This window comes from Lentibacillus salicampi (assembly GCF_004565465.1).
Classification (GTDB): Bacteria; Bacillota; Bacilli; order Bacillales; family Amphibacillaceae; genus Lentibacillus; species Lentibacillus salicampi.
The window spans coordinates 1-24,560 of the sequence record NZ_SRHY01000048.1 but is presented as its reverse complement, the minus strand read 5'-3'; the positions used below and the strand labels follow the sequence as shown (position 1 = coordinate 24,560).

Genomic DNA, 24,560 nt, shown 5'->3' with positions numbered 1-24,560 from the left:
TGAACGCCAATTTCCAGTTCATATTATTTTGAGAATAAAAATCTCCCACGAAATGTGGGAGGAATCATAAAGAAGATGACTCAAGAAAACCTTGAGCCGTCTGACTCGGTGAATACCGAGAGTCTATAATGAGAAAGGGGAGGCATACATGGTACCCATATCGATAGAAGCTTTTGTGAATAAGCATTGCAAAAATAATCCTGAAGAAAATCCTAATCAGTTAAGAAAGGATCTGAAACAGGCAGTTAAAGATAAGAAAAATGGAGAAACTTGTTTCAACTGTGGTCAGGAAATCTGGGCGATAGGCAGTGCGGTTGCTTACCAAAGCTGTTTTTCGTGTTTAACAGGGGAAGCAGATTCCTCAGAAGACTATGAAATCAACGAGGTGTGTTGGTCATAGATAAGATTTATTTTAGCGGATATTCATTAATCGGGCGCTTTTCTTTAATAAGGGTGAGCGCCTATATTGCATATAAGGTCGAGGATATGGAGTGGAAACTAATTTGTTAAATAAGGGTAGTGGATAATGACAAATTCCTCGAGATTAAAATGTTCTCACGATTCCTATACGATGGAAGCTGACTATAGCGCTGATCCTCTGTGGTGTTCAAAGTGTGGCTGTAACCTTGATATTGATGATTTTCCTCTTTCTGATGAATTGAAATCTGAGTTAATGAATTGGGTAATCGAGTATGGGGAAATTTTAGAACAGACCGATTATGGTGAAAAAATAAAGCGTGATACGGCAATATTAGTGAAATCACATGATGAAAAAGGATTGAGTTTGTATCAAAAGTTAAAATTCGAACTTGGAGATGGACACGAGGTAAATTATGTACATACATCACTTTAAACTCATCAAGATGGGGAGTTTTATTTGTTTACCTTAAATATAATAATAGGTGTTTTGGCCATTTCAGTGGTTTCTGGATCAATTTACAGTTTAATAACCGGTGAATATGGAATTCAGCCTTATATACAATTACTTTCAGGGTTAATGGTTTTTTCTTTAGGACTAAAAATGTTTCAAGAGAATCGACAGAATAGAAAGGCAAAAGCTACTTTTAGTCTTTTTGCTTCTGGATTTGTCTTGTTCGTAAGTATCTTTGTGAGTATCTATGTTTTATTAAGCTAACGGGGCGCGATTATCTAATAAGAATCGCACCAATATCGCATATATGGGCCGATTGTATAAAAGTCATAAGCTTTAATCAAGTACTTGTTATAGTTGATTTTTTATCCTTCATTGCTTATAATGAGAACAAATGTTCTTTTTAGGAGGATTATAAATGAAGATTAAAGATGTAACTGCTAACCGTCAAAACGAAGTAAAAATGGTTAAAATATTTTCGCCTGATGAATCACCAAAGATAAAGGTTTATGATAGTGAATCAACACATTTTTTACACGAAGTCGGCAATAATAGACAGGTTCTCAGCATTTCCTGTAAGCGAGGACGGGTAACGGAAAAAGAATGGCTATTTGGTATCAGGGAAATAATGAAGTTGGAACTTGAAGGAGTTGAAATTGAAACTAAACCTAGCGGGGTCGTATTTATACGTGAAAAAGATGAATCAATGCCCAGAACGGCAGACTGTTATCACTAAGAAGGTGAGTGCTTCATGAATCATAAAATTTGTTAAACCGCCCTTCTCGGAGTATCCAAACTTTTCGAAGTGATTATAAAGTGAACCTTCAAGGTAACAACTAACAATATTGGGATTCGCAAAAAGAACCCACCAGAAATACGAATGGTGCTTTTGTGGAATGAATAGTGGATGTTATTTTCTAAAATGAAAAGAGATACTAATGTTCATTAGAGGTGATTATATGGAGAGTCAAATGAATAAACTTGTCCATCAGTTTATTTTACTTCCTCTTGCTATTCGGGTATTACAACACGATAAAAAGAACTTTTCGGATTTTAAAATGCGTAATGTATATCAGGGCAAGATAGATTCATCCATTACGCAATTACAGCAAGATTTATCTTTCACTAAAAAGCTTATGTACACGCAAAATCATATAGACGTAAAGCAAATCGCACAATGTTCCTATCGATGGTCTAGCAGGCATGATACAGGCGTCATAACGTATACGCCTGGTGAATTAAAAGACATGACAAGGAAGGTTATAGAAGTTTATTTATACGGTAGTAAATCAACAGCTTTTGAGCCTCGAGATCAAGGATGGTAAAACTTTGTATCACAGAAACTTTACGTAAAAGGAAACAAAATGGATACTAAATAGGGTACAAAAAAGATACAAAATAGGTGACAAAATTTCATAAAAACGGTGTTAAATTATTAGTATCAGGAAGTTTAGCACTTCCCATTAACTCTTTTCTTTCACGGAAAAGAGTTTTTATTTTGGTCAGATAAGGAGGTGTGAATCATGTCTAATAATGAATTTGGAAATGCAATGGATAAGAATCAGGACGAAGACGTTAAGCAGGACGATAAGGCAGCCACTAAAGATTTTGCTGAAACATCGAAGAAAGCATCATCATCAAAAAGAAGCCGCAGACCTGTTAAACCTGAAGGATTCAAGGAATTTGAAACCCTGGCAAAAGGTATTATCGAAGCTGACGGGTCTTCGTACTATGAGTGGCTTCATGAACGACACCAAGACATCATCTTGAATTTTAATGTTTCGAACCAGAAACAGATCACGAACGTAGCGAAGAAAGGAGAGTGAGACACATGCAGGACGCGATTCAAACCATACAAAATATCACAGATGGGATTAAGCCAATCGCACCAGTCTTAGCCGGACTGGTGTTAGTTGTCATTGGACTATTATGGACATTTGCCAAAGATCCCCAGAAAAAGGAAATGTACACGGGATGGATGGTCAACGTGGCAATTGGCTTTGGTATTGTTTACTTGGCTGCCAGTCTTGTTTCTTGGCTGGGCGGTCGTGTTGTTGGATTTTAAGGAGGTGAAGTATTGTGAGTGCTGCATACAAATATTTCATAAGTTACCTTTATGAAGATGGCGGCGGCAATGTCGATATAACATTAGCGGAACCCATTCAATCGATAGATGATATTCGTGGTGTCGAAAGGCCATCAGTGATCAATTTGACCTGGGCGATTCTGTCACCATCCAAAACTTCATACAGTTAAACCATTAATCAAACGGGCGTTCCAATGTATGGAGGCCTTTTTTTATTAAATTTTGAGGAGGATGGATATGACGGTTACACAAGATTTTGAAACAGAATTGGCAAACAAGTACGCTGACTTTCTGGCGGCAAAGGAAAAGGAAATGCTGAATCCTGATAATGCAGGCTATAAATGGAAGCGGCAGAAGCTGGAATCCCTGTATCAAGATACGGTTCTGAAATCGAAGTATCCAAAGGAAAAGCTTCAAACAATCGAAGATAAGGTGAAAAAAGAACATGATGACGAGGTGAATCAATCAGAACAGTTTAAGCAGGCTTATAAACAAAATGTACTGGAAAAGCTGCAGCCCACAAAGGAAGAAAACAGTTATAAGGATGCTTATAAGCAGCAAGTGCTGGATTCCTTAGATAAACAACCGGATGAAAAGGAAGCGTCATCTGAAGATGTTCAAAAAAGAAATCAAGAGATGGCGGCATTTGAAGAAAAACACGGTTATGAGAAAGTCTATGAGCTCAAACGAGAGGTGTTGGATGACATAAAAGATATGGACTTAACGCCGGTGCAAAAGGAGAAGTTAGGCCAGATTGAAAAGGACTTGGAACAAGAAAAGAAGATGAAACTTGGGAAGAAACAAAACAAGACACATGAACAAGAGATGGATATCTAGGGCTTCCGATCAGGGAGTCCTTTTTTGGGAGGTGATATGGATGCGAATGAAAGATAAACTGCTTGCCAATGTCGAAGCTGTTAAGCAGGGAGATAATGCATTTGAGGCATTCAAAAAACGGTTTTTTACCGTCATGGGCGATCAACTAGACATGACGGATGACCAATTAAGACAAATCTATGATGGTATGTCACCCACTATTGAAACGAGCATTTATGCGGAAATGGAAGAGGTTCTGGCAGCGATACGAAACGCTTATCATGCACTTGTCAATTGGGTGACAGAAGAGACGGCAAAAGCCTCTGAGAAACACGGAGATCAATCCGATAAGCACGCCAATGTAGGAACATTGGGAAGTCATAGGTCATTTTCAAAGCATAAACAGCCGAATCACCCGGTTACGGATACGGATGAAAAGCAAAGCAAAGGTGAGTCATCCAAGCAAGACGCGATTCAACGCTATATGAGCGATGAAAAATCGTTCAAGCGATTTGTAACACATGTCGTTACGAATTATCAATCGCTCCCAAAGCAAAGGATTGAGGTATTGGTGTTCAAACATGAAGGCTATCAGCATCTCGAACTGACGTTATTTGGTGAGACCTTCATACAACAATATGGATTTAGAACAGCCTATCATCTTCATAACGAATTAATGAAGGCATTTCACACAACGTTCGATGACTTGTTAGCTAAGGGAACAGTCCTGACATCAGATCAAGCGATTCAAGAACAAGTCCTTGCACCTGTATTAAAACGATTTGAAGCTAAAATCGTTGTCAAAGTAGGTGACGATGATGAGCAAGCTGAATCCCTATAAGAAACTTGTTTTTCAAAATATCGAAAACGCTTTAAGTGATTTGAATGCTGAAGATAAAGGCTGTTATTTTATCTGCAACTGCCCGGAATGTAACCAGCATGAAGCCTTCATGTACAAAAATAATAAGCATTTTATCCAGTGCAACCGGGAAAATTACTGCGGCTCACGGATGATACTTGAATTTCATGAAAAAGGGAATATGTCAGCTTATGAACAAGAAATCGAAAAACAGTACCCAAACCTGACGATAGAACAACGGCAGGCCCTGGATTGGTCAAACCGTGTATTTTCATATGCGAAAAACTATTTTAAAAGTGAGGCATTAGATCATGGTTACCGTGGCCTGTCAAAACAGACAACTCGCGGTTTTGTAGCTGACTTACAAGATGAGGCTATCGTGCAGCATGTTTTTCAAAAAGCCGAACCCTTATTGAACAAAAATTATGCCAATAATAGCTGGATGTGCAAACGAAACTTAATGTTTCCATTGTACGGCGAAGACCATACGTTGGATCGCGTGTTACTCCGTTCCAGTATCGATGAAAACCTTGATCCCAAGGAAATACAGCTTATTTTCAATCCCTCCAAAGAAACGAGGGATTTTTTTATGGACATTCCGCAGGATGCTGAAAATGTCGTGGTGAGTGAATCCATATTGGATGCGTTATCCTTTCGTGAGATAGATAAGAATGTTGGCATTATGGCTCTAACAGGCGCAACCAAAACAAGACAAATCAAAGATTATTTGGCCGAACACAAAGAACAGTTTGCAAATAAACACCTTTTAATCGCCATGGATGATGATCAGGCCGGATGGAAGGCAACGAGGGATATCGTGAATACCATTGAAGATGACGGTGTAGGCGAAAATTGGTCCGTTTTTGACTACACGTCAGAAACGAAAGACGCCAATGAAAATCTGCAACAAAACCGTAAAGCATTCACGAAAGCGTATAACCAAATGGCAGCACGTACGAAGCAACATGAAAGGATGATGGCCATTGAACACGAACCATAAGCCATGGACCGAGCGATTAAGTAATTGGCAGTTTATAGTGCCTTTCATACTGCTTATCGTCATAATGGGTTTCTTTCTGGCAAACTTTCTATTACACTTTTTCCAGCAAGTGCTGCATTTGATTGAAGGATTTGCCAGCAATCCTGAACAAGTAAATTTGAATACCTTTTCCGTGGATTGGCATTACTTCTTTATTTTCCAAAAAGAATGGCTTGAGTTTTACGTGGGCTTCTATATCGTTATAGGGATTAGTCTCCTAAAACTCTTGTATAACATCAAAATGAATTATCAAACCATTAACCATGGGCAACATGGCACGAATGAATTTGAATCCGTTAAAAACATGAAGAAACAGTATCGGATTATCCCGGCATCCAAAACAGAATACGACGGAAAAGGTGGTACGATTATTGGCGGATTGCAGGAAACAGGTAAACCATACCGGCTCCTGCTGGATGATGCGCCTGTTCATACCATGGTCATTGGGATTACCCGTTCCGGAAAAGGTGAGACATTTGTTGTGCCAATGATTGATGTTCAAAGCAGGGCGAAAGAGAAACCCTCCATGGTGATTAATGATCCGAAAGGGGAACTGGCTGGAGCTTCTTATGAAACCTTAAAGGCACGTGGGTATGACGTGTACGTATTTAATTTGATTGAACATGCCATGAGTATGGGGTTCAATCCTTTACAGTTGGTCATTGATTCATGGAAACAAGGCAGGGTGAGTGACGCCCAAAAATATGCCAACAGTGTGGCGTTCAGTTTGTACCATAATCCAAACGCTAAAGACCCGTTTTGGTCAAACAGTGCGAAGTCACTTGTCACGGCCATTATTTTGGCATTAACCGAGGACATGGTGAAAATCGGTAAGGAAGAACGCGTGACCATGTACTCTGTTGCCAACTTCCTCTCCAGCAAAGGCAGTGAAACAGATGATGAAGGAAACAATGCATTGGATGAATTCTTCCAGGCACGGGATGAGAATAATCCGGCCCGGTTAATGTATGCCACCAGTAACTTTTCGACAGGGAATACACGCGGCAGTATCTTCAGTGTTGCCATGGATAAACTGCAAATTTTCACACTTGAACCTAACGCTAAAGTAACCGGCCATAACAGCTTGGGTTTAACTGAAATTGGGTTCGGCGACAAACCGGTGGCTGTCTTTTTAGCAACACCTGATTCGGACAAGTCAAATGACGTATTGGCCAGTATCTTTGTCAGTCAGTTGTACCGTGTCAACTCAGAAAAGGCAACCAAAAGCAAGAACGGCAAAATGAAACGACATGTGCAATTCATCCTTGATGAGTTTGGGAATATGCCGGCCATCGATGGTATGGCCAGTATGGTAACGGTCGGTGCAGGACGCGGCTTCAGGTATCATTTAATCGTTCAAGCCTATTCCCAGGTGAAGTCGGCCTATGGTGACGAATCGGATACGATTATTGGTAACTGTTCCAACCAGGTCTATATCCTCACCGAAGATAAGAGTACGGCCGAACACTATTCGAGCATGCTTGGGGCCAAAACAATTACCGATGTCAGCCGGAGTGGTGATTATCATTCATTCGATAAGTCGCACAGTGAATCGACAAAAGAACGCTCACTTTTAACATCTGATGAACTCATGCGATTAAAAGAAGGGCAGTCCGTGTTGATACGCGTGAATAAACGGCAGGATAAGAACCGAAAAAAGATTGAGCCAAAACCGATTTTTAACCATGATAAAACCAGTCATAAATTCCGTTATCAATATTTGGCTGATGATTTTGATACAGACCATTCCATCATGATGCTTCCAATCATGTCCGAAACCTATCATGATATGGACTTGAACAGTATGGTTTATTCGGCTAAGTCAAACGATGATTTATTTTTACGAATGGCTGACATCATGACAAACAAGGCATTTGAACGTTTTAAACGGCATATTTTACAGATTGAACAAAGTCAGGGTGAGATAGATGAAGAAAAAACCAAAGCATTGCTTCAAGAGGTTGATCACTGGTCATTTCTCCATTATGTGAGTTTCATGGTTTATCATCCTCATTTTTCAAGAATACACTTTAAGGTACTGGCAGCATTACAGGATTATCTGCCGGATGACGTCATGCAAACGTGGCAGGATCAAGCAACGAAACGAATTGAAGAGCAAGTTAATAAAAATGAGAAAGCCAGTCAGGCATCCGAACAACAACCATCAGATGAACAGTCGAATGGTGATCAGGAAGCTGAAAAACTACGGGAACAGGCACTATCTTAAAAGGGAAAGGAGCGATCAATCGTGAAAGAAACAAAATATCGTGTCGATTGGGATATAATCGAAGAAATTGCCGTATTGTATGAAAGTCAGGCCGGATGGACAAAAGAACTTAACATTATTAGCTGGAATGGCGATGAACCAAAATATGATGTGAGGTGGTGGAACCCGGGTAAAACGAGGCTGGGCAAAGGTTTTACCTTTACAGGTGATGAGCTAAGTAAGCTAAAAACGATACTAGATATAAAATTACCGGATGATCCGGATAGGACAAGATAATCATTTCAAGTGTCAAAAAGGACTGTTATACTGTTGCTAAAAGGTTGTATGGGAGATGATGGTAACTGTATGCGGAAACGAAGGCTATTAACGCTGATACTATTATCTGTTTTGCTGGTTTTAAGTGCTTGTGGTGGAACCGATAGTGCTGCAGAAGATAATAGCGATGAAGCGACAGAATCACCGAAAACTGGATTGAATGAAATTACGTTAGAGGATGTGATGGCGAAAAAGGATAATAGCGAAGCTTTTTATGTGTTGATTTATGATGCTAAGAAAGAATATATAAAAAGCACCAAATTACTTGAAGCGTATGATGAAGCATTTAAAAAAGAAGATATGACAGTTTTTCATTTGAATATTAGAGATGCTAATGAACAAACAGTATCACGTTTGGATGAAGAATATGAATCCCACTCAGGCTCATCACACAATCCTTTCATGTATGGAGAAATTGCTGTGGTTCATGAAGGGAAAATAAGCTCACCATTTGATTATTATGGGGAATCGTGGAACTTAAATAGATTGATAGGTGAAGTAGGTTCAGAAAGTGATACATTCTTTGATGACAACAGGAATAAAACCATTAAGAAGAGTATACAATATAGCCTTGATTATACAAAAGATGAAGAAATTGAATTAACGTACTAATCGCCAGTCATAGTAGAGGAACTTACCTGTATTTTAGGTAGGTTCTTTTTTTGTGTCAAAGAGAGGAGGGAGATGCATTAATGCAAGATGAATTAAAAAAGCTTTATGAAGATTTAGCTGCCATTTTAGATATCAGCAGTGGGTGGCTATATGATGGCCTCATCCGTAACATTGGATGGGGAATTATTCAAGCATTAGTTTGGATGAACAATTGGATAGAAGGTGTGGCAACGGATGTTGTCACACTTGGCGGCGTGTATGATAATCCAGCCATGAATCGCTTTATCGAAACAATTCAGCCCTACGTGTTTGGCATGTTTGTTGTCACACTAACCGTTGTCGGGTTTCAATTTATGTTGAATAAAATTGAAAAACGCAATGACGTGCTGATGAATGTTTTGATCGCAGTGAGTGTTATTGTCATTCTGCCGAATCTTATGAGTATGATGGATGATTTGTTGAACGAAGGCATTACAGCGTTAGATGAACCCGGAACACTATCCAATAACGTCCTTAAACGGAACATTGCGGATGTGATGTATTATGTTGAAAGTGACTTCAATTATGCAAATGGAAGCAATGAAGAGAACGTGGCAGGCAATGAAAACTTGCTGCCACATCCACCAGATTCCCAAAATAAAGATATTGGGACAACGGATTATACTTACGGGAATCAATTAGAAGATCCTTCCTCAATTGAAGTGAATGAAAAACTGGACGTTCAAAAAGATGAAGGCTGGTTTAGTTGGACAACGAAGCCGTGGGTAGATGAATTGAAAGAAAAGCAAGATAGCGGCGGCCATGGATATGGATTCTTAACACAACGCCTTGTTTCAACAGGTGATGGTGGAACAAGGATAGTAGACTTAAACACAAACACAGTCCCAGCTACCAATTTGGGCCAACAAAGCTACTACAGGTACCACGTGAATTGGGGCATTACAATAGCCACATTAGCCGTGACGGCTTTTGCATTAGTGATCACAACCATCAAAATTGGGCGTGCCATGTTTGACTTAGCGTTCCATCAATTATTTGCCATGTTCACGGCAGCAACGGATTTAACGGGCGGCCAACGTTTGAAAAAAGTGCTCGTGGAGATTGCCAGTACATTTGCCGTCATTTTTGTAATGATGGTGCTGTTACGGATGTTCATTATTTATGCGCAATGGGCGAATGACATGGAACAACATATTGGGATTATTGGCACCATTTTATTGTTGATTGCTGGTGCCTGGGCATTAATTGATGCGCCTGATATTGTGCAACGGTTGCTGGGCATTGATGCCGGACTGCGTTCGGGCTGGCAGGCCATGATGGGCGGCTATGCTGCTGGTCGTATGGTTGGCGCAGGTGGCAAAATGGCAGCCGAAGCAGGTGGTAAGACCCTGAAAGCAGGCGGCAAGATTGGCGGCGGTGCCGTTGCTGGTGGTGCTGGCATGACACGGGCACTGAAAAATGACAGCCATGTGAAACCAATGCCTTCCCAGCGACATGCTGAAACACCGCGTCAAGAAGGCAGGTTTTCAACAAACATAACCAATGGAAATGCGCCACGTTATGAAAACAAAGGAGAAAATACTGTCGGGAAAGGGCAACCGGCACAGGAAGCTCGACCATCTGTCAATTCGATGCCAAAACAAGGTCAACAATCAGCCAGTATGCGTTCCGATCATTCAGGTGGTGTCACACCATCAGCTATTCATGGTGGACAGTCGCAAGAACCATCTGGCCATGTTAATATCCCAACATCACCGAAAATGACGAATCAGTCAAGTGCCGGAGCTTCAGATGGTCATATCCATCCAAAGCCAAAGCATACCTTGTTTGGCGGGAATCGTACGGTGCAGCGAGCCGGCCACTTCCTGACACGGGCACATAACACCGGTTATGATGCCGGTCAAAAAATGAATCATGTTCGTGGAAGTATCCAACAAGGGTTGAATAAAAAGGATATGAAAAAACCAAAAGACATGCAAAAGGGGCTGAGAGACCATGACATACGAGATTCCAAAAGAGATTAAGGCAAAACCGAAAATTTTAGGGTTGGAAATGCGAGAGCTAGTCATTCTATTGATTAGCTCTCTTTTAGTCTTAACAATCCTGCGTGATTTGGTTCATAGTGTTTTTATGATGCCGTATTTTGTGGCCGTGATTGGCTTCATGATTTATCTATTCATGCCATCCGGTCACAATCCGAAAAAAAGACATTATGAATCACTCATTCTATTTTTTCGCCATAAAAAGGCTGTTTACCATGCCATGGATAGGCACAAGCAGGAAAATCGTCAATTGCGCGGGTAACGCGTAACGGAAGGAGGTCAACAGGTAACATGAGCCAAGAAGATAAAATGACTTCCGGTGAGTCTCATGATAAACAGACGAACCGAGGGTCATGGACAACTAAAATTAAGAGCGTTTTTCAAACGAAACAGCGTGACAAATCCTCAAACATCAAGAAAGACAAAATGTTACGGCAAACACCAGAAATACTGCCATTTATGCAAATGCATGATGACTATATATTGTTGAAGAGTGGCGTAATGGATATTCTTCAGATTCAAACAAAAAACATTCATGCCTTGAACGATACGGATTTGAATGTTTTATTGATGAATCGAACCCGGTTTTTACGGAGTTATTTCCGGTCCTATAAAGAGATCATTTTAAACTTTCCAGCGAATACGGAAGCCCAGCGCACGTATTGGCTGAAGAAACGCGAACAGACCGCCAGCCCGATACGTTTGGAATATATCGACCAAAAATTACGTGAGTTTGATTTTTTAGAAGGTGAACGTTCAAACCGTGAGTTTTTTATTTTTGTATATGGCGATGATAAACAGGAACTGACTGACCGAAAAAACGATGCGAAACAAGGGATGCAGCAGGCTTTTCCATTAACAGAATTAACACGAACAAAAAAGGAACAGATCCTGTTTCTATTAAACAATCAAAACACCAAATTATAGAAAGGATGGTTACGATGGCAATGCAGACAAAACAATCAGGCAAACCGAAACCACCTGAACTGGATAAAGATTTTCTGACGGCGATTCAACCGCAAGGTGGTATTCGTTTTAAAGACAAAACCATCAAAAAAGGGGATGGCTATGAAGCGTGCATTCATGTTTTTGACTATCCGTCCAGTGTTGATGTTTTGTGGCTCGATAAAATCATGGCCATGTATGATGTGACCGTTGTAACGGACGTCGCAACAATGAATCAGGATGAGACAGTAAGCGCGATTAATAAAAGTATGGTGGAACAGGATGTCCGGTTCAGAAGTTCCAAACATGAATCAGAACGGATGGATGCGCAACGTGGTTATCAGGAGATGGAAGATTTGTATCGACAAATAAGTGAAATGGGGGAAGTTATTAAGTTATTGCACATTCGTTTGTTTGTGGCGTCACCAACCATATGGGAACTGGATAAAAAAGTGGAGCGAACCATGTCCAAGTTACAGTCATTCGGGTTTAAAGGTCAAATCTTTTTGAATGAAACTTACTGGGAATGGCAGTCTTTATTCCTACCTTATGAACAGCAACTGGCTTTTCCAAATAAACGGGAAGGAAAAGGGATTCCGGCTTTGACACTCGCATCAGGCTTGCCTTATCACTTCTCGGAATTAAATGATCGAACCGGCAGTTATTTAGGAACATCATTTACCGGAGGCAATGTGCTGTTTGATCTTTTTCACAAGGATAAAATGCGACGCTTTTTTAATGCGGTGGTTGTCGGGAAAATGGGTGCCGGCAAGTCAACGACACTTAAAAAATTATTGATGGACAATGAAGCACGCGGAAACTTTATTCGCGGTTTTGATGTAACGGGTGAATTTAAGACACTTGTTCAGTCCGTGAATGGACACACAATCAGTCTCGATGGCAGTGATGGTGTCATCAATCCACTGCAAATCTTTCGTACGGAGGATAATAGCAATCCGGAAAAGAATGAGGAGATCAGTTTTATGCAGCACATATCCAAGGTGGCAACCTTTTATATGTTTCTTGCAGGTGATCCTACTTCTGAAGAGATTGAAGAGTTCAAAAAGATACTGCGACTTTTTTATGAGTCACTCGGCTTCACGGATAAAATTCATACAACTGGTATTACGTCACTGGCTAATGAGGAGTACCCCATTTTCAGTGACTTTTTAATGTTCATTCGTAATCAACTCTATGACAATACTGAGAAGCGCATCATTCGTTCAGAACTGTCATCCACAAGGATTAAGCGACTCGAAAAAATTGAATTGGTGATTGATAATCTGGTGAACAGTTTTTCGTATTTGTTTAATGGTCATACAACGATTCCTGACATTACGAATGAACAAGTGATCTTCTTTTCGATTCGTAATTTAACAGGGTTAGAAAAAAGTGTGTTCAATGCTCAGATGTTTAACGCATTGAACTTAATTTGGGATAACTTAATACAGATTGGATCGTTGCAAAAACAGAAAATGTATGAAGATGAAGCGTTTGATGTCGATGAAGCGACACGTTTTTTGGTGATGATTGATGAGGCGCATCGACTTGTTAATTCAGAAAACATGCTGGCGGTTAAGTTTTTAACGGACTTTGCGCGAGAAGCACGGAAGTATTTCGGTGGCCTCATCCTGGCCAGCCAATCCATCCGTGATTTTGTGCCAGACCACTCCGACACGGACACGGTTACCAAAATACGGACGTTATTTGAACTGACCCAATATAAATTTGTGATGCAGCAGGATGCCAATTCATTGGATACGTTACGGACTGTTTTTGAAGGACAGCTGACGGACAGTGAATTGGAGCATGTCCCGCAACTACAACAAGGCGAATGCTTATTAAGTATCAGTGGTGTTGGCAATTTAATGTTATCCATTGAAGCATCTGATGAAGAATTGCATTTGTTTGAGGGGGGCTTGTAATGGAAAAACGGGTTCTTTACAAGTTTACCTTTCTCATCATTGTTGCTTTGTTGATCATAGCCATGTATGTCTGGAAATGGACAACCGATGATGAAGAAAAACAAAATCCGGAGGAATTATTCGATGAGTCCCAGCAGGAAACCGAGGAACCACCAGCACTTCAGGAAGACAAAATCGATGAAGTATTAGGTACTAAACCAGATTCAAATGCTGCAGAAGATAAGGATAACCAGCAAACGGAAGGTCAACATGAAACCGCATATCAAAAACAATTTGGTGATCAAGCAGTTACCAGTGCAAAAGAGCAAGCGAAACAAGGGCTTGCTCTTTATTTATCTCAAGTCTCCGATTGGGATAAATGGGAAGGGGTTGTGACATCTTCATTTCTTGAGGACATCAAGCAAGCTATTCAAACAATGAGGGAAGCAAATGTTGAACGCAATATTGAATCCATAGAGTTGTTTGCTTCAGATACGTCACAATCCAACAGCATGGTATTCGGTGCATTTGCCACATGGCATGTCACATCAAATGGACAAATAACGAATCAACGAACGCAGCTTTTTTATCTGACCATGGTTCAACACGACAATCAGTGGCTCGTTAACAACATGGTAACCCCTGATGAAGGCATGGAAGGAAAGAAGAATAAATGAAACATATTTGGGGTGCCGTAAAAGCCATTGGTAAGAAAAAAGCGATTGGATGGATGATTGGTCTTGCTGCAGCGAATATCATTCCGATACTGATTGGCTTAGTCTTAATGACCATCATGTTTGCGATTATTGGCGCATTAGGCGGCAGCGTTGACGAACAACAATCAAAACAAAACAATCCATCTGCCGGTTATGTCTGTTCGGTAACAGGTGAGATTAATCAGGAAACATGGGATGCTGTTTTTCAAAACAAAGAACGTTCCGGTGCCTTAAAAGGTTACGGTGATGACATCATTAACCTGTCCAAAAAGCGAGGCATTGATCCGGTCTTGTTTGCTTCCATTGCTATGCATGAAACAGCTTGGGGAACATCAAATGCGGTTCAACAAAAAAACAATCCGGGAGGCTTAATGAATCCGGATGGTAGTGGCCTTTTTTCTTTTCCAACATTGAAAGAAGGATTGGCGTCCATGTCCAAAACACTATACAACCGCATCAAAGTCGACGGTTTGGTGACCATTGAACAATTAGGAAGTGTCTATGCGCCTGTTGGTGCTGCAAATGATCCAAACAATTTGAATGAACACTGGGTGCCGACAACGAAAGAGATTGCTCAAAGGCTGGGTGGCTTAACGATGAATTGTGAACCATCTGCCCAACCGGACATGGAAGTGATTGGCGATAAAGCGTGGATATCATCACACTCTAAAAACATTACATCGGGATTCGGTAATCGAAGTTGTGGTGGTTGTTCGTCATTTCATGCTGCCATTGATGTTGCATCGGGTGGCATTCGGGGAACACCAATCACGGCATTTGCGGACGGTGAAATAGTCATCAGTAAAGCAAATGGCACGACGTTTCAATCAAGCAGCAACAATATGGGAACAGGATATGGCTGGTATGTGGAAATTAAACATGAGGACGGCTTGCGGACACGATATGCGCACATGATGGAAAAGGGAAAACGAGTAGGCACAAACGTTGAAGCAGGTGAGGTCATTGGCAAAGTTGGTTCAACGGGTGCATCGACCGGTGCTCATTTACATTTTGAAGTCATTGTCAATGGTGAAAAAGTCGACCCAATGCCATACGTTAAACCATTTTTAACCGGTCAACAGTGAACAAGGAAGGTGTGATGATGACGTGAAAAACAAATTGAATCGCGGACGTGAAAACAAAACCTATATTAGTCTGTTGCTGGTCGCCGGCCTAGCGTTTGGCGTTTTTTTTACCTCCAAAACATGGATGTATGATGACAGCGCGATAGCTCAAACAGCATTTAATGAATCAATTGGCGGGCTTAGTCAAACGACATTAACGCTCCGTGACTGGGAATATAATCCGAAAAATGAATTGATGGAGGTAACGCTGGAACGCAATCATACTGGAACAGATGCAGTCGAACCGACATTTTCTTTTTATGCGAAAGAACAAAATGAGAGTCAAAAATACAATGCAGAATTGGTATATCAGTCAGACAATAACATGGTTGTTCAGATTGAAGATGTCCCTGAATCCTTTCAAGTTATTGGGTTATTCGTGACGGAACACCGTGATAAAAACATCTTGAAACAGGAGTATAAAGCACAAATAGAAAACAAAGGTGGTGAAGCAACAGTGACCGATCAGAACATCAAAGAATCGGATTTACCTGAGCCGGAAGAAGTCATTATCGTTGGGGATTACCGAAAAATTGACGACAATCAATCGTTGGTAACGAAGACGGATAAAGGGTACAAGAAAGAAAGCATTATGGCCGATATGAAACGCACAAAGCAAGAGATCACCACCATTATTGAGGAGGATATACCGTTTCAGGAAGATCTGATGACGACACTTAAAGAAGAAAAACAAACGTTAAAACAAGACATGGCATTTGAAACGAAGGAAGAGAAAACTGACACAAAACGGGAAATTGAGCAAAAGGATAAAGCTATCGAAGAAGCGAAAAGTGAAATCAAAAAACAGAAAAAGAAAGTGAAGGAACTCCAGGATAAGTATCAAAATCGTGAAGAAAAACTGAATGCTTTAACGCAAAATAAAGATGACAATCACCAACAAAAGAATGAGAAAAAAGATGCCGAAAATGCGAAAACTGATCAACAAGCTACGCACAAAAACAAAGAAGAAAAGAACAACGAGGGCTCCAAAAAGGATAAAAAGTAGCAACCAAAGCCTATATAAAACCTATATAGGCACCTATATAAAAGCTATATAATCGCTTGAAAAATTGGTCTTACCGGAAAACTAGGCGCTGCCTAGTTCCCCACCTTTTGTGGGGACATTTTCCCCTTATCCTGTTCAACACTATTTGCGCTCTCATGAAGAGGCTCCATTTAGTGAAGGGATTTGCCAATGAGGGAAGGCATTTACATCCTATTGTGGTGTGAACATGCAGCAAATAAACAGAAAGGAATGATGCCGTGATGGAAATAAAAGTACGCGATGTCGATACCGGTGCCATCAACGTTTTAAATGACGAAGCACGAAAACAAAACGTGTCACGGAATGAATTATTAAAACGACACATTGAAGATCTAGCACAGTTTGATGGCATTAAACGTGCTGAAAAAGAATTGGATTCCACGATAAGTCGCGTAGGTGATGCATTAGAGATGACGTACAATCGACTCGACCAATTAGAAAAACAATCCATGAAAATGTATTTGTTACTAGCCACTGTGTTGGATGTTGACCCTGAAGAAGTAGATGATTATTTGGAGAAGGTGTTCAAGATAAATATATAAGGAGATGATGACAAATGAATGAAAAAAAGACAACAAAGAAAGGTTCATACTTCCTGTTAAATCCAGTTACGAAAGACAAGATACAGACCATTGCAGGTGAGAAAAATGTGTCTCAAGCCGATGTGATTACGGAAGCCATTGATCACTTTTATGCAGACCGTGATGAAAAGTATGGTGTGTTTAAAAATATGATCTCGGATTTAATGGACGAAAAGCTTGCAGCCATGCAAGACAAATTACAACGTATTCAAGTTACCGGTAATGTAGTTGACCGTGATACAAAAATTCTGTTGGAGTTTATGAATCATTATTACTTGATGAATGAGTTTAAAGATTTGATTACCACTGAAAAATATAAAACGAATGGGCTGCAGCAAGCAGAAGATTTAATCCAAAAACGTATCCATAAACATCGTCAGAAAAAATTAGATTATGAAAAACGAAAGGCACAAAAGTAACAGGAAAGTGAGGCTTAAACATGCGTAGTCCTGCGGTTGTGTTACGAAGTAAATTTGTAACACCTGGGTCCAATACCTTTAACGATTACATTAACTATATTGATCGTGAAGATGCCAAACGTCATATCCAAATGAACCAGTCATCCAAAGATAAGGATGATTTTTTTGTCTTTCATAACTTCATGGATTATATGGATGATGAAGCAAAACAAGGTGATCTATTCACGAAAGATAACGATCAGTTGAGTCCGAATGACAAAAATACATTGAAGCAACAATTTCAAAAAGCACAACAAAATGAATCACCCATGTGGCAAGATGTCATAAGTTTTGATAATGAATGGTTGACCAAACAAGGTCTTTATAATCCGGCAACACATTCAGTAGATGAAGCAAACATGCGCAAGGTTGTTCGCGAAACAATGGATACGGTATTGAAGTCAGAAGGGATGGAAAAATCAGCTGTATGGACAGCATCGTTGCATTATAATACCGACAACATCCATGTCCATATTGCTTCAACTGAAACCTATCCAACACGTGAAAAAATGGACGTATTCGATAAGGAAAGTCAAACATGGCGTGAAGAATACCGTGCCAAACGGAAGCCCAAGACACTGGATAAAATGAAATCCAAAGTGGCCAACATGGTTCTGGATAGGATGCATGAACGGAATAAAATCGATGACCTTGTCCGTGGTACAATCCATCATAAAAAAGATAATGGTGTTTCCTTGGCCACTTACCGTGAAACAAAAACACTATTTCAAGAAGCCATGAATCACCTTCCATCGGATAAGAAACAGTGGCGATATGGTTATCAATCGATTAATGAAGCAAGACCGTATATAGATGACATAACAACGATTTATCTGCAGCAATTTCATGGTGATGATATGGAACAGTTGCATCAACAATTGGATGATGAAGTGAACGTCATGAAAGAGATGTACGGTGAAGGAAGTGACTATGAGCAGTATAAACAAACCAAACTGGATGATTTGAAGAAGCGTATGGGGAATGCGGTGCTGTCTGAGATGCGTAACTATGCGAAAGCGCAAAACGATTTATCGTTTCAGCCAAAACGATTAAATCGATGGCAATCTTTCAATCAGCAGCAGTCATTTACTAATTCAAACCAGACTGTTTATGCATTTAATGCTTCCATGATGAAGTTAAGTAAAGCCATGCGTCGAACATTTCATGACTATCAAAAAGACCGAAATCTGCAGGAATTTGATCGATTAATGGAGGGCTATGAATAAATAAAAAAGGTGGTGGTATATGTGAACAATCTATTATTCTATTTCAGTGTTATGTTGATAATTCTGTTTGTTTTACCAATAATCATGAAATACGTTAATAAGAAAAAACGGTTTAACCTGATGAAAAAGTCAGGCATAAGAGATATTGACCGTATGAAAGGTTATCAGTTTGAAGCATACCTGAAGGTATTGTTTAAGGAACTAGGATATCGGCCGGTTGTGACACAACAATCAGGTAATTATGGTGCCGATGTGGTGCTTAAAGGCAAAAATAAAATTGTGATTCAGGCCAAGCGCTATGGCTATAAACATAAAGTCAGCATGGATGCGGTACGAGAGGTATTGGCAGCCATGTTTTATTATAAGGCAGATGAAGCATGGGTGATTACGAATTCTTTTTTCACCAAACAGGCTGCAACATTAGCCAAAGCATGTGGTGTAAAATTGTTAAACCGATATGAATTAGAAAAATTCATTGTGAAAATTAATCCAACAAAGCAGCCAAAACAATTCACACGGAAAAGGAGCGAATTAAGTTGACCGTTACAGTATTAGCTGAGAAACCGAGTCAGGCGAAGCACTATGCAGAAGCGTTTCAACATGTCCGTCAAAAAGATGGTTATATGGAGGTGAACGATGACCAATTTTTCCAAGGCAAAACATATATCACGTGGGGCGTTGGTCATTTGGTGGAGCTTGTTCCACCGGAATCCTATAACGACTCGTGGAAACAGTGGCATTTAGACAACTTACCAATCTTTCCGGAAACATTTCAATTTCAAGTAAGTAAAGATAAAACGAAACAGTTTAATGTTGTGAAGCATTTATTGAAGGAAACAGATGAAATTATTATCGCTACTGATTGCGACCGTGAAGGGGAAAATATCGCCAGAAGCATTATAAAAATGGCTGACGCTGTCAATAAACCAACCAAACGATTATGGATAAACTCATTAGAAGTTGATGAAATTCAGAAAGGATTTAAGCAATTAAGGGATGGAAACAATTATGTTTCATTGTATAATGAAGCACAAACGCGACAAATGAGTGATTGGCTGGTTGGAATGAATGCGTCCCGGTTATATACATTGCTTCTGCAGCAGAACGGCATGAAAGGCGTCTTTAGTGTTGGCCGGGTTCAAACGGCCACACTCTATTTATTGTATAAACGTCAACAGGAAATCGAGAACTTTGTCTCCAAACCTTTTTTCGAGTTGGTAGGCAATGTAAGTGTCAAGAATGGTTCGTTTGATGCCAAAATGAAAGAACGTTATCAAACAAAAAAAGAAGCTATGAACATTTTGAGTTCTCATAGTCTATCATCTGGCAACAATCAAGGAATCATACAACAGGTTACAAAAGAACAGAAGAAAAAGAACGCACCGAAGCTACATTCATTATCAACGCTGCAAGCTACAGCCAATAAAAGATGGAAGTATAGTCCGTCAGACACACTAAAAATTGCACAATCATTATATGAGAAAAAGTTGTTATCTTATCCACGTACAGACAGTCATTATATTACGAATAGTGAGTTTGCTTACTTAAAGAGCCATCTATCAACCTATCAATCCTGTTTAAATGTCACCATGGATATCGTCTATTCTGAAGCACGAAAGCATTATGTGGATGGTTCCAAAGTACAGGAACACTTTGCCATCATTCCAACAAAGCAGGTACCGAATAAGCAGGATCTGACCGATAAAGAATGGAACATTTATCAGGAAGTTGTGGCAAGAACGCTTGCGATGTTCGCTGACGATTATGAGTATGAAGAAACAAAGGTGGAGGTTGATGTGAACGGTTTGTATTTTGAGAAAACCGGAAAAGTGGAATTAAAGAAAGGTTGGAAAGCTTTATTCACGGAAGAAAAGTTTGATGATGAGAATGAGGCTGAACAAGACAATACGGTTCTTCCGTCAATGCAAGAAGGGGAATCTTGTAACGTTGTCATTGATATATCTGAAGGGAAAACAAAACCTCCGAAGGCATATACGCAAGGCCAATTAATTAACGTGATGAAACAAGCTGGCAAACAAATCAACGATAAAGCATTGCAGCATACATTGAAAGAAAATGAAGGTATCGGAACGGAAGCGACCAGAGCAAATATCCTTGAAACATTGAAAAAGCAGCAATATATCGAGATAAACAAGAATAAAGTGTCGGTTACTAAGAAAGGCCAAATGTTATGTCAGGCTGTTGAAGGAACCGTTTTAGCCAGTCCGGAGATGACGGCAAAATGGGAAACTTATCTATACAAAATCGGGCAAAATGAAGGTTCACAGGAACACTTTATATCAAAGATAAAACAGATGTTGGCATCGCTTTTGAAGGATGCGCCTGAGAAAATGAAGACGCTTGAATCACAATTTCAGGAAGCTAAAGAACAGAACATTGTTGGTGAATGTCCGGTGTGTGGTAAAGAAGGAGGCAAAATTGAAGACAAGGGAAAGTTTTATGGCTGTTCCCGTTATCGAGATGGCTGCACGTTTACACTTCCTAAACGATTCTTAGGGAAAGCAATCAGTGAAACGAATCTAAAAAAATTATTGGCGGGTCAAAAAACCAATTTAATCAAAGGGTTTAAAAGCAAGAAAGGGAAAACATTCGATGCGTACTTGCGCTATGACACGTCAGAGCAAAAACTAACATTTGAGTTTCCGAAAGGGTGATGGTATGGATTTGTATGTGAATGGTGAGTATCAGTCCGTAGATATTGGTTATGTGAAGGAGATTAAAGAATCCAGTGTTGTATTCATTGTCAAAGACGGTGAAGTCGAAATGGCTATTGATTCTGTAACGCTGGATGCGATTCAAACGATTATTCAAATGGATGAAGATGCATTGATTCCATTAGACTTAGAGACCAAAACCGTCATCTTAGATGGTGAGCCAACTAAATAAAGCGACGTTTTTCAAGAGGACTTCCATTTAGGGAGTCTTTTTTATTTTGGAGGTGATGATGGTGCAAAACGCTTATAAGATTGTTTCATCCTTTGAAGCAAGTTGTCCAGCTAAATTCGCCATGAAAGATGGAAAGAAACAGAAAGAAGTGACTATAGGAATATGGAATCCAGAGCCGGATGACAGGGATGACTTGTATGTTTGCTTATTTAACCCGGCTGAATACGAATCGCCAGGGCTGAATGACTGGGACGATGCATTAGATGTTTTTCAAATGGACGATATCCTGACACCAGATGCCTATAAGCAGTTACAAAGTGCGCTTTTTGATTATGAGGCGCATTTTGAGATCGCATTATCTGAAAAAGATTTTTTAATTCATCCGACCGAAATATTGGAAGATGAACTGAAAGGTGAATTGGCTAAAGAACAGATGAGAACTTATGAGAAACAGCAACAATTTGATATGGAGATGTGAGGGCTTCCTTCGTGGAGGTCTTCTTTTATTTACAATCATTTTTTATAAAGGGTGATATTGTATGGTTAAACGTAAAACATTGGAACAAAAGAAGGAAGAAGTTAAGGACCTGACAACGAAAATGAATGATGCCATTGATTATTATTTTGAGTCACCGGAACAAATGAATGTGTTAATGGCGTTCATGTTGAAGTTTTATCATTACTCACCAAAGAATGCAGCGTTGATTCGCAGTCAGTTTGAAGGTGCACAGGCTGTCGGTAGCTATAACTTCTGGAAAGAAAAAGGGTTTCAAGTCCAGAAAGGTGAAAAAGCTCTTAAGGTGTTAGTGCCAAATAAAACGGCACTGAAATTCAAAACGGCTGAAGGTAAGTGGAAAAATATAAAGTACGCAACGGAACAGGAGAAAGAACGGATAGATAAAGGGGAACTCGAACAACGTAAAAGCCAGTTGTATTTTTCCACTGGCAATGTCTTTGATATAAGTCAGACGAATGCCAAAGAAAGTGATTTGCCAGAAATATTTCCGAATAAGTGGATGGAAGGCGATGTTGCCAATTATAAAACGATACTGGGTAGTATGCATCGAATCGGCGATAAACTGGATGTCACAATTGGTGAGCCGTTTGACGAACTTGGTACAGCGAAAGGAGCCTTTTATCATAGCGTTCATGATAAAAATAACGGCCATATCGGTTTGAATCCCCGAAATGGTGAGCTGCAAAATGTTAAAACATTATTGCATGAACTGGCACATGCCAAGCTGCATAATCCAAAGAACGAAGAATATCGAGCGATGCTTGCAGAAGAAAAAGAATTTCAGGCGGAAATGACGGCTTATGCGATAGCATCTTATTTTGATATAGATACAAGCGATTATTCGCTTCGTTATTTAGCCAATTGGACTCAAGATAAAGATATTAAAAATAAAGCAAAACTTTTGGCGGACGTACGTGAAACGGCTGTTGAATTTATTGACGAGATGGAACCAGATTTGGTGAAAGAACGTGATAAAGAACAAGAGCACGAAAAAAACATGATATTACTGGAGTACGGTTTTAATCATGTTACTGACATAAAGGAAATATCTTTACAGGAAATAAAGGATTTTGCCAAAGAGAGTACAGATGACGATACATTTAACAAAATGCATGCATCTGAGAAATTGACGGATGAAGAGTATCTGAAACAATTTAATGAAGTGTTTACAGATAAATATGCTGTTATCGATAAAACAATTGATGAACCGCAGTTGTTGATTCAGTGGTCAGAAGCACCGGAATTAAAGGATAACACCATGTATCCTTTTGCAGAGGTTAATGAAAAGATGGAAACCTTGGAAGAGAAATATGGGCAAGAAACAGGCTATCGTAAAACTCGATACCATGTCGTTTTGCCTGCGAATGAACATTCAAACATGCCAAGTGTTGTGAGTGTGCCAGACAGATTGGATATTGGTGATGGGGCATATGTCAATCCTTATCATCATATTCGAAAAGCGGGAGAGATGAAACCAGAGCACCAAACAATTTTAGATGATGCTTACCACGACCGTCTTATTGAAACAGAAAAACAGGAAATGGATGAGTGGATGAAGAAAAAGCAACCAAAGCAGACACAAAACAAATATGATGACGGCTTGTATTGGTATGAAATGTGTAATCGGCCAGTATCGTTAGGTTGTCAGCCGAAAGGATTTTTGGAATTTGATGATGATAAAGGGAAACATGGCATTGTGGCATATGATAGGAAATTGACTGAGAAGGAGTTAAATGATTTTGAAATGAAAGAACGAAACTTAAAAGAAGAAAAAGAAAGAGATAAAGAACAAATACAGAAACTTGAGATGAAGATATAGTGCCTCTGTGAGAAGGGAAAATTGTTATGACACTTCATTTATCAATACTTTCATGATTACATTAATAATATAATAAACAATTCTCAGACCCTAATAGACGCGAAGCATAAAACTATATCTTTGATGAGATGATAGTTCTTTGAGAGATTTTCCTACTTTGTTTTATAAAGGTATAAAGCGGTATGTGTTTCATTAGAATTACCCTAGTGAAACATTTGGAAAGTAACATTACTAAGTTTTGTACATGAACAAAAGATGAAGACAAAGGGCTTCCAGACAGCAGGAGCCCTTGTCTAATGTGAGAAAAATACATGTTGAATATAAATAACTCAACTTTCGCAGTCCAAAACAGGCATGTATACCTTGATATAGTTAGGTAAACCCGCAACCCATTGTTGTAATTGACTTTTGACAAACCTTTGTATTTTTTTATTGGTATGTTTTAGGGTAT

29 protein-coding genes are annotated in these 24,560 nt (G+C 39.6%); all 29 read left to right on the top strand.

All coding sequences use genetic code 11. The annotated features are described in order from the left end of the window. The first annotated feature begins 148 nt into the window (after nucleotides 1-148). The 29 genes from E4U82_RS17135 to E4U82_RS16995 all read left to right on the top strand — a co-directional run bounded on the left by E4U82_RS17135 (nucleotide 149) and on the right by E4U82_RS16995 (nucleotide 24,109). Nucleotides 149-400 carry a hypothetical protein gene (locus tag E4U82_RS17135; protein WP_068441541.1) on the top strand — a complete coding sequence of 84 codons (252 nt, stop codon included), beginning with the start codon at nucleotides 149-151 and terminating at the stop codon, nucleotides 398-400. 171 nt (nucleotides 401-571) lie between these two features. Then, complete coding sequence (locus E4U82_RS17130; RefSeq protein WP_245183632.1) at nucleotides 572-853, top strand: hypothetical protein; 282 nt, start codon at nucleotides 572-574, stop codon at nucleotides 851-853. A gap of 66 nt (nucleotides 854-919) precedes the next feature. Further along, nucleotides 920-1,135 (top strand): DUF3953 domain-containing protein, encoded by a 216-nt coding sequence (locus tag E4U82_RS20680; RefSeq protein WP_425339536.1) that lies wholly within the window; start codon nucleotides 920-922, stop codon nucleotides 1,133-1,135. Between the two features lie 154 nt (nucleotides 1,136-1,289). Continuing rightward, a complete protein-coding gene (locus E4U82_RS17120) occupies nucleotides 1,290-1,607 on the top strand; it encodes a hypothetical protein (protein WP_010529061.1) in 318 nt (105 codons plus the stop codon). A gap of 235 nt (nucleotides 1,608-1,842) precedes the next feature. Further along, entirely contained in the window at nucleotides 1,843-2,196 is a 354-nt protein-coding gene (locus E4U82_RS17115; RefSeq protein ID WP_245183631.1) for a YhjD family protein, read from the top strand. A gap of 198 nt (nucleotides 2,197-2,394) precedes the next feature. Continuing rightward, on the top strand, nucleotides 2,395-2,697 hold the full coding sequence (locus E4U82_RS17110) for a hypothetical protein (protein WP_135111393.1): 303 nt from the start codon (nucleotides 2,395-2,397) through the stop codon (nucleotides 2,695-2,697). Between the two features lie 5 nt (nucleotides 2,698-2,702). Continuing rightward, a complete protein-coding gene (locus E4U82_RS17105; protein ID WP_010529064.1) occupies nucleotides 2,703-2,936 on the top strand; it encodes a pilin in 234 nt (77 codons plus the stop codon). 14 nt (nucleotides 2,937-2,950) lie between these two features. Continuing rightward, entirely contained in the window at nucleotides 2,951-3,127 is a 177-nt protein-coding gene (locus E4U82_RS17100; RefSeq protein ID WP_245183630.1) for a hypothetical protein, read from the top strand. Between the two features lie 67 nt (nucleotides 3,128-3,194). Continuing rightward, a complete protein-coding gene (locus tag E4U82_RS17095) occupies nucleotides 3,195-3,794 on the top strand; it encodes a hypothetical protein (protein WP_135111392.1) in 600 nt (199 codons plus the stop codon). Nucleotides 3,795-3,834: 40 nt separating this feature from the next. Then, nucleotides 3,835-4,614 carry a hypothetical protein gene (locus E4U82_RS17090; protein ID WP_135111391.1) on the top strand — a complete coding sequence of 260 codons (780 nt, stop codon included), beginning with the start codon at nucleotides 3,835-3,837 and terminating at the stop codon, nucleotides 4,612-4,614. Continuing rightward, a complete protein-coding gene (locus tag E4U82_RS17085; protein WP_135111390.1) occupies nucleotides 4,592-5,632 on the top strand; it encodes a toprim domain-containing protein in 1,041 nt (346 codons plus the stop codon). The genes E4U82_RS17090 and E4U82_RS17085 overlap by 23 nt, the downstream gene beginning before the upstream one ends. Further along, nucleotides 5,616-7,898 (top strand): VirD4-like conjugal transfer protein, CD1115 family, encoded by a 2,283-nt coding sequence (locus E4U82_RS17080; protein ID WP_135111389.1) that lies wholly within the window; start codon nucleotides 5,616-5,618, stop codon nucleotides 7,896-7,898. The genes E4U82_RS17085 and E4U82_RS17080 overlap by 17 nt, the downstream gene beginning before the upstream one ends. A gap of 21 nt (nucleotides 7,899-7,919) precedes the next feature. Continuing rightward, a complete protein-coding gene (locus tag E4U82_RS17075) occupies nucleotides 7,920-8,174 on the top strand; it encodes a YdbC family protein (protein WP_135111388.1) in 255 nt (84 codons plus the stop codon). Nucleotides 8,175-8,243: 69 nt separating this feature from the next. Continuing rightward, nucleotides 8,244-8,825: a hypothetical protein gene (locus tag E4U82_RS17070; protein ID WP_245183629.1), complete on the top strand. Its 582-nt coding sequence runs from the start codon at nucleotides 8,244-8,246 to the stop codon at nucleotides 8,823-8,825. 80 nt (nucleotides 8,826-8,905) lie between these two features. After that, nucleotides 8,906-10,849 carry a pLS20_p028 family conjugation system transmembrane protein gene (locus E4U82_RS17065; protein ID WP_135111386.1) on the top strand — a complete coding sequence of 648 codons (1,944 nt, stop codon included), beginning with the start codon at nucleotides 8,906-8,908 and terminating at the stop codon, nucleotides 10,847-10,849. Then, nucleotides 10,821-11,129, top strand: coding sequence for a DUF5592 family protein (locus E4U82_RS17060; protein ID WP_135111385.1), 309 nt, complete (start codon nucleotides 10,821-10,823; stop codon nucleotides 11,127-11,129). Before E4U82_RS17065 ends, E4U82_RS17060 begins: the two co-directional genes overlap by 29 nt. A gap of 29 nt (nucleotides 11,130-11,158) precedes the next feature. Then, on the top strand, nucleotides 11,159-11,794 hold the full coding sequence (locus E4U82_RS17055; protein ID WP_135111384.1) for a hypothetical protein: 636 nt from the start codon (nucleotides 11,159-11,161) through the stop codon (nucleotides 11,792-11,794). Between the two features lie 14 nt (nucleotides 11,795-11,808). Next, nucleotides 11,809-13,737, top strand: a complete 1,929-nt coding sequence (locus E4U82_RS17050) for a VirB4 family type IV secretion system protein (RefSeq protein WP_135111383.1) — start codon at nucleotides 11,809-11,811, stop codon at nucleotides 13,735-13,737. Continuing rightward, a complete protein-coding gene (locus E4U82_RS17045) occupies nucleotides 13,737-14,393 on the top strand; it encodes a hypothetical protein (RefSeq protein WP_135111382.1) in 657 nt (218 codons plus the stop codon). The genes E4U82_RS17050 and E4U82_RS17045 overlap by 1 nt, the downstream gene beginning before the upstream one ends. After that, on the top strand, nucleotides 14,390-15,517 hold the full coding sequence (locus E4U82_RS17040; RefSeq protein WP_135111381.1) for a M23 family metallopeptidase: 1,128 nt from the start codon (nucleotides 14,390-14,392) through the stop codon (nucleotides 15,515-15,517). Before E4U82_RS17045 ends, E4U82_RS17040 begins: the two co-directional genes overlap by 4 nt. A gap of 22 nt (nucleotides 15,518-15,539) precedes the next feature. Continuing rightward, nucleotides 15,540-16,562 carry a hypothetical protein gene (locus E4U82_RS17035; protein WP_135111380.1) on the top strand — a complete coding sequence of 341 codons (1,023 nt, stop codon included), beginning with the start codon at nucleotides 15,540-15,542 and terminating at the stop codon, nucleotides 16,560-16,562. A gap of 260 nt (nucleotides 16,563-16,822) precedes the next feature. Next, nucleotides 16,823-17,143: a hypothetical protein gene (locus E4U82_RS17030; protein WP_135111379.1), complete on the top strand. Its 321-nt coding sequence runs from the start codon at nucleotides 16,823-16,825 to the stop codon at nucleotides 17,141-17,143. Between the two features lie 14 nt (nucleotides 17,144-17,157). Next, nucleotides 17,158-17,601, top strand: coding sequence for a hypothetical protein (locus E4U82_RS17025; RefSeq protein WP_135111378.1), 444 nt, complete (start codon nucleotides 17,158-17,160; stop codon nucleotides 17,599-17,601). A 20-nt stretch (nucleotides 17,602-17,621) separates the two neighbouring features. Beyond that, complete coding sequence (mobP2, locus tag E4U82_RS17020) at nucleotides 17,622-18,866, top strand: MobP2 family relaxase (protein WP_135111377.1); 1,245 nt, start codon at nucleotides 17,622-17,624, stop codon at nucleotides 18,864-18,866. A 21-nt stretch (nucleotides 18,867-18,887) separates the two neighbouring features. Continuing rightward, nucleotides 18,888-19,406, top strand: coding sequence for a restriction endonuclease (locus tag E4U82_RS17015; RefSeq protein ID WP_245183628.1), 519 nt, complete (start codon nucleotides 18,888-18,890; stop codon nucleotides 19,404-19,406). Then, nucleotides 19,403-21,541 carry a type IA DNA topoisomerase gene (locus tag E4U82_RS17010; protein WP_135111376.1) on the top strand — a complete coding sequence of 713 codons (2,139 nt, stop codon included), beginning with the start codon at nucleotides 19,403-19,405 and terminating at the stop codon, nucleotides 21,539-21,541. Before E4U82_RS17015 ends, E4U82_RS17010 begins: the two co-directional genes overlap by 4 nt. A gap of 4 nt (nucleotides 21,542-21,545) precedes the next feature. Then, the gene (locus E4U82_RS17005) at nucleotides 21,546-21,773 is read left to right on the top strand and encodes a hypothetical protein (RefSeq protein WP_135111375.1); all 228 of its coding nucleotides are present in this window, start codon (nucleotides 21,546-21,548) and stop codon (nucleotides 21,771-21,773) included. 61 nt (nucleotides 21,774-21,834) lie between these two features. After that, nucleotides 21,835-22,251, top strand: coding sequence for a hypothetical protein (locus E4U82_RS17000; protein WP_135111374.1), 417 nt, complete (start codon nucleotides 21,835-21,837; stop codon nucleotides 22,249-22,251). Nucleotides 22,252-22,312: 61 nt separating this feature from the next. Beyond that, nucleotides 22,313-24,109, top strand: a complete 1,797-nt coding sequence (locus E4U82_RS16995; RefSeq protein ID WP_135111373.1) for an LPD25 domain-containing protein — start codon at nucleotides 22,313-22,315, stop codon at nucleotides 24,107-24,109. Nucleotides 24,110-24,560 lie beyond the last annotated feature (451 nt).